A 6,192-nucleotide genomic window follows, 5' to 3' on the forward strand; every position below is an offset into this window, starting at 1 on the left:
GTTCACGGGTCCGGATACGAGATGAAAACCGGCTTGTGTGTTGCACATTGTTCAAATTCTGTTAGATTGGATACGAGATGAAAAAAATAATATTTGTGTTGTTCTTGTTGATAAATGGGTCGGCTCATACGCTGTCAGGGGAGGAATCTGTGAAGACTTTGGAGCCTGTAATGAATGATGTTGGCCTGAGCATTGGGCATGCGCCGCCTGCGTTTACACTGCCGGATTTGTACTCTGGGGAGATGATTTCTCTGAGTGATTTTCTCGGTAAGAAGACGGCGTTTTTTATGTGGGCGTCCTGGTGAGGGTGCCGCGCTCAGTTGCCTGGATGGCAAGCGTTTTATCAGGAGTACGGTGAACAGGTTGAGGTGGTGGTTATTGCTCAGGATGCGCAGGGTGCCGAGGTTGCCAGGCCCTGGGTTGAAAAAGCCAACGGTACATATCGCGCATTGCTGGATCAGCATAACGCGATTGGCAAGGCGTATAATGTCAAATTTGTTCCGGTTGGGATTTTTGTAGATGAAGAAGGGCGACTTGTTCGCAGTGTTGGTAGCGTTAATATTGACAAGGAGACGCTGCGCGAAGAATTGGTTGAGTGGATAACATCGGGGGCTATTCCTGGCGCATGGCGCGATGGGGATAAGGGTGCGAAACCCCGCGCGCTGACTGCAGATGAGCAGGAGGCCGATGCGAAATTTCAGCGCGCTATCGCGTTGTTAAAACAGGGGAAGCGCGAAGACGCGATTGCAGAGTTAAAGCGCGCTTATGTTCTGGATCCCAAAAATTGGTTGATTCGAAAGCAGTTGTGGGCGATAGAGAATCCCGGGATGTTTTACGATGGCAAGGTCGATTATCGCTGGCAAAAGGAACAGATGGCGAGAGAAGATGAGGAGTTGAAAAAATGAAGTATCGCGGTAGAAGATTGACGCAGCTCGTCAGTTGCGGTGGTTGAGCATCGAAACTCGATCCAGCGGTGCTGGATGTGATTTTGAAAAAGTTGCCACAGGTAGTACATCCCGATTTGATGGTGGGGATGAATACGGCTGATGATGCGGGCGTGTTTCGGATTTCTGAGGATGTGGCGCTTATTCAGACGGTGGATTTTTTTACGCCTATTGTCGATGATCCGCATGCGTATGGGCAGATTGCGGCAGCCAATTCGCTGAGCGATGTGTATGCGATGGGGGGGCGACCGATTACTGCGTTGAATATTTGCGGGTTTCCGAGTGATGATGTCGATCCAGAGGTGATTGCCGAGGTTTTAAGAGGGGCACAGGAGAAGGTGGCGGAGTCCGGTGCGGTTCTGGTGGGTGGACATTCTGTGGAGGATGTGGAGCCTAAGTTCGGGTTGTCTGTGACGGGGGTTGTGCATCCAGATGATGTGAAGACCAATGCGGGTGCCCGGGTGGGCGATCGTCTGATTTTGACCAAGCCGCTGGGTACGGGTTTGATGTCGGATGCGTATCAAAATGACGAGATCGATGAAGATGGGTTGCAGATTGCCGTGGATTCTATGGTGCAGTTGAATCACATCGCAGCCGAGGAGATGGTTGTATATAAAGCGCATGGGTGTACGGATATTACTGGATTTGGGTTGCTCGGTCACGGGTTGGAGATGGCGCAGGCGAGTGGCGTTGGGTTTTGCATTCGTGCTTCTGATGTGCCGCGTTTTGATCTGGCTTTGCAGATTGCAGAGGAGCGCGAGGGCGGTGGTTTGCGGCGCAATCGGGCGGCGCGAGGGCATGCGGTGAGGTTTGCCGATGATGTTGATGAGGCTTTGAGGCGTTTGTTTTTTGATCCGCAGACTTCTGGTGGCCTGTTAATTGCACTTGCGTCCGATGTGGCTGATGCCTTTCTTGGGGCACTCATTGAGCGCGGTGTGATGGGTCGAGATATTGGCGAGGTGGTTTCAGAACATCCCGGTGAGGTTGAGGTGCGAGCGTGATTGGGAGTGGATGGGGAACTGGTGTCCCCCGCGGGCTTCAAACCCGTTGTTGCGTGCTAACCCCACGCTTGGTGGGTTCGATTCCCACACATTCCCGCCATTTTTGATAGCGGAGAAACTTTCTGAGTTTCTCCGCTGTCTTTATGTGTGACAGCTGTCAGCGGTTTGTGCAGTACATAAAAGCCGTCATCGCGGCATGGTGTTGAGCCGCGATCCAGAAGGTTTTACTTTTTTTGTGTTTGTCCGTGTCCATCTGTGGTTGCCTATGCATTTACAGGGGGTATTAATGATCAAACGATTTGCTATTTCTGTTTTGCTTTTGGCAGGGGTGTGTTCCCCCGCTCGAGGCTGGTTGCTGGAGGGGCATCATATTCTGACTTTGTCCGCTGTGGCGGCGTTGCCCGATGAGGTTCCCGCGTTTTTCAGGCAGGGGGCAAAGACGGTGGCGCATTTGAGTATTGATCCGGATATGGGTAAGAATCGGGGTACGCCACAGGTGCGAGGCGCAGAGTATCCCGAGCATTTTTTGGATCGCGAGATGCTCGATGTGGAGGCGTTGCCCGAGAGTCGCTATGCGTTTGTGAAGTTGTGTTATGAGCATGGAGTGTCGCCCGAGAAGATGGGTTTTGTGCCTTATGCGGTGAATGAGTGGACAGAGCGTTTAGCGGTGGCTTTTGCAGAGTTTCGCAAGTGGCCCGATAATCCGCATATTCAGAGTAAGTGCCTGATTTATGCGGGTTTTCTCGCGCACTATGCCGAGGATATGTGCCAGCCTTTGCATTTGACGATTCACTATGATGGACGCGTGCAGGAGGGGGGCGAAAAGTTGCAGAGGGGTATTCATCTGAAGGTGGATGGCCTGGTGCAGTTTTTGAAGATGGAGCCAGGGGATTTGTCGCGCGATCAGGATGTGACGCCTTTTGAAAACACGATGTCTGAGATTATGCGGGAGTTTGAGGAGGGGTTTGCACTGGTTGACCGGGTTTATGAAATGGGACCGAATATTCCCAGATATGATGAGGAGAATTGGGTACCGAATGCCGAGGTGATCGCTTTTGCAAAAGATCGCGCCCGCGCTGCGACGCGGTTTACCGCGCGGCTTTATTTGACTGCCTGGCGATTGTCCGAGCGTTTGGAGATTGCAGATTATGTGAAGCGAGAGGTTTGGGACGGGGAGTAAAAAGCACGAATCAACGAATCAACGAATCAGCGAATCAATGAAACAGGTAATGTACATGAAAGCCGTCATTGCGGCATGGTTTTAGCCGCAATCCAGAGGTTTTGGGTGGTTGGGCGGGGTTCGTCTATTCGCCGATTCTATTCAAGGAGATTATCGATGCGTCGATTGGGTATGGTTTTATTGGTACTGTTTGTATTTGGATCTTCCGCCTGGGGCTGGTGGCCGCGAGGGCACGGCATTTTGACAAGGGCGGCTGTTCAGGCGCTCCCGCCAGATGCGCCTGCTTTTCTCAGGGCTGGCGCGGGTATGGTTGCTCATGCGGCTGTTGATCCGGATGTTGCAAAGAATCGCGGTACGCTTCATCTGGAGAAGGCTGGTCATCCGGTTCATTATTTTAATATGGAGTTGTTTGAGGCGGCGGATTTGCCCGCGTCGCGGTACGCGTTTGCAAGACGCTGTGCAGAGTTGGGGAAGAGGTCAGAGCAGGTGGGGCTGTTGCCGTACGTGACAGCGGAATATACCGGGCAACTCGCTCTGGCTTTTGCAGAGTTTCGCAAGTGGCCCGAGAGTCCGTTTGTTCAGAATAAGTGTTTGATATACGCCGGGTATGTGGCGCATTTTGCTCAGGAGGTTTGTCAACCTCTGAATTTGACGATTCACTGGAATGGTCGGGTTGTAGATGGCAAGTCGTCGATGACGCGCATTCACGAGAAGATTGATGGGTTGCTTCAAAATTTGGATTTGAGACCCGAAGATATTGCCGAGGGTTTGACTGCTGCGCCCGTGGATAGTTTGATGGTGGGTATTGTGGCACAGATGCACGAGAGTTTTGGAGAGGTTGAGTCCGCGTTGTCTATGGAGCAGTATCTCATTCCAAAGGATATAGATTGGAAGAGTGAGCCTGCAGTGCGCGCTTTTGCAGAGAAGCATGCAAAGAGGGCTGCGGGTTTTACGGTTTCACTCTATTTGACGGCGTGGAAGATGTCGGAGAAGATTAGATTGCCGAGTTGGATTGATCGCGGCGAGATGGATCATTTTGGTGTGCAAAAGAAATAGGGGTGTTTATGGGATATGATCGGGAGCGCGAGGTCGCTGTTGAGGCTGTGCGCGAGGCTGCGCGGCTTTGTGTCGATGTGCGAAAATCACTTGTTGGAGCGATGGAGAAGGAGGATCGCAGTCCGGTGACGGTTGCGGATTTTGGCTCGCAGGCGCTTGTGTGCAGACGATTAAAGTCGGTTTTTCCAGAGGATCCGATTGTGGCGGAGGAAGATGCGTCGGTGCTTCGGGGTGGAGAGCAAACGGCGATGCAGAAGACTGTGTGCGAGTTTGTTCGGGCGTATGCACAGGCGGATGAGGGTACAATTTGCGATTGGATTGATGCGGGTAATGGGGATGTTGCAGAGCGTTTCTGGACGCTTGATCCCATTGATGGTACAAAGGGCTTTTTGCGTGGAGACCAATATGCGGTGGCGTTGGCACTGATTGATTGCGGTGAGGTGAAGGTTGCCGCGCTTGCGTGTCCGGCTCTGCCGGTGGATATGGAGGATATGGAGGGCGATTGTGGGGTGTTATTTGTGGCGGCGCGGGGAGAAGGTTCGCGGGCGATGCCTCTTGCGGGTGGCGATGTTGCCGATGTTCGGATTGATGAACCTGCGTGGCGGTTTGCGGAGAGCGTGGAGTCGTCACACAGTGATCACGATGCACACAAAGCTGTGGCTCGTGCGGTGGGTATTGAATCGTCGTCGCTCAGGATGGATAGTCAGGTGAAATACGGTGCGGTGGCACGCGGCGATGCGGCGTTGTATTTGAGGTTGCCGTCGCCAGAATATCCGGGTTATCGCGAGAATATCTGGGATCACGCTGCGGGTGCTCTTATTGTTGAGGAAGCTGGTGGAGAGGTGAGCGATATGTTTGGCAGGCCGCTGGATTTTGTGTCTGCTGCACAGATGGAAGATAATCGCGGGGTGGTGGTGAGTGCCCGCGAGATTCACGCGCGGGTGATTGATGCGCTTCGGGATATGTGATGGTTCAACGAGATTACGATGCTGTTGTTAAGCGGGTGGAAGCGGTGTCTGGTGTTGATGTGTATGAGTTGGGGGAGGTTGAAGGGTTGCCGGTTTTGCGCGTGTCTGCTGGCAGGGGAGACGTGCCTGTTGTTTATATTAATGGGGGGACGCACGGCGATGAACCGGCTGGCGTGGAGGCTGCGCTCGCTTTTTTAGAGGGGGAGTGGGATCGCTGGGCTGATCGGGTGCGTTTTGAAGTTATTCCGTGTTTGTGCCCGTGGAGCTATGTTCACAATGCGCGGCTCAATGCACAGGAGATGGATGTGAATTGGGCGTTTTTGCGCGATGACGTGCCCGAGATTGAGATTTTGAAGGGTTTTGTAGAAGGACGGGTTTTTGCAGGTGTGATCGATTTGCACGAGGATTGGGAGAGTCCGGGTTTTTATTTGTACGAGATGTTTGGAGACCGGGGGTCTCTGGGGCGGGCGATGGTGGCGCGGGTGGCACTGGTGTGTCCGATTAACAAACAGTCGGAGATTGAGGACGAGGTTGCGGTCAATGGGGTGATTCATCCTAATATGGAGGTGTCGAGGCGGAAGTACGGGGAGGGTATTCCCATTGCTTTGTATCAGAGAGGGCATACGGGTCATCTGGTGACGTCAGAAAGCCCGACAGCACAGCCGATGGATGTACGCGTTGCAGCGCATCTGACGGCTGTTGAGGTGATGGTGGAGGCTAATGCGAGGGATTTTATCTAAAACTGGCACATAGATTGAGGCTGGTCTATCGCTTTACTGGTAGTTCATAATTCCATTCTTCAAAGGCAAATCGCCAGGACCGTGAGATGCGCTCCATAGCGACAGGGTCCGGCTCGAATGTATTTTTTTGGTAGTCCGAAAGTGTGCTCAGGTACTCGATCACTGCCTGCTTTCCTCCGTTTTCCCAACCGGATAATCCGAGTGCCGCGTAAATGCGTTCCATTTCGCGCAGTGGATCAGCTACGAGATCCTCGTACTTCACTTCCGCCAGATTGCCTTCCGGGATCAAAGCTCTGTCTTTCA

At 52.8% G+C, this 6,192-nt stretch carries 8 protein-coding genes and 1 tRNA gene; 8 read left to right on the forward strand and 1 reads right to left on the reverse strand.

Annotated features, from left to right (window positions below; all coding sequences use genetic code 11):
• Window positions 1–170: 170 nt before the first annotated feature.
• From OXH16_17385 to OXH16_17420, 8 genes are all read left to right on the forward strand, one after another.
• Window positions 171–305 carry a hypothetical protein gene (locus tag OXH16_17385; GenBank protein MCY3683172.1) on the forward strand — a complete coding sequence of 45 codons (135 nt, stop codon included), beginning with the start codon at window positions 171–173 and terminating at the stop codon, window positions 303–305.
• 15 nt (window positions 306–320) lie between these two features.
• Complete coding sequence (locus OXH16_17390) at window positions 321–905, forward strand: hypothetical protein (protein ID MCY3683173.1); 585 nt, start codon at window positions 321–323, stop codon at window positions 903–905.
• Window positions 902–1,945, forward strand: a complete 1,044-nt coding sequence (gene selD, locus OXH16_17395) for a selenide, water dikinase SelD (GenBank protein ID MCY3683174.1) — start codon at window positions 902–904, stop codon at window positions 1,943–1,945. The genes OXH16_17390 and selD overlap by 4 nt, the downstream gene beginning before the upstream one ends.
• A 2-nt stretch (window positions 1,946–1,947) precedes the next feature.
• A tRNA-Sec gene (locus tag OXH16_17400) sits at window positions 1,948–2,045 on the forward strand.
• Between the two features lie 186 nt (window positions 2,046–2,231).
• Complete coding sequence (locus tag OXH16_17405) at window positions 2,232–3,125, forward strand: hypothetical protein (protein ID MCY3683175.1); 894 nt, start codon at window positions 2,232–2,234, stop codon at window positions 3,123–3,125.
• A gap of 156 nt (window positions 3,126–3,281) precedes the next feature.
• Entirely contained in the window at window positions 3,282–4,181 is a 900-nt protein-coding gene (locus OXH16_17410; protein ID MCY3683176.1) for a hypothetical protein, read from the forward strand.
• 8 nt (window positions 4,182–4,189) lie between these two features.
• The gene (locus OXH16_17415; GenBank protein MCY3683177.1) at window positions 4,190–5,149 is read left to right on the forward strand and encodes a 3'(2'),5'-bisphosphate nucleotidase; all 960 of its coding nucleotides are present in this window, start codon (window positions 4,190–4,192) and stop codon (window positions 5,147–5,149) included.
• A complete protein-coding gene (locus OXH16_17420) occupies window positions 5,149–5,889 on the forward strand; it encodes a M14 family metallocarboxypeptidase (protein ID MCY3683178.1) in 741 nt (246 codons plus the stop codon). Before OXH16_17415 ends, OXH16_17420 begins: the two co-directional genes overlap by 1 nt.
• A gap of 25 nt (window positions 5,890–5,914) precedes the next feature.
• Here OXH16_17420 and OXH16_17425 read toward each other — a convergent pair.
• Window positions 5,915–6,192, reverse strand: a 278-nt coding sequence (locus OXH16_17425) for a sulfotransferase (GenBank protein ID MCY3683179.1), incomplete at its 5' end; no start/stop codon positions are given.

Source organism: Gemmatimonadota bacterium (assembly GCA_026705765.1).
GTDB lineage: Bacteria > Latescibacterota > UBA2968 > UBA2968 > UBA2968 > VXRD01.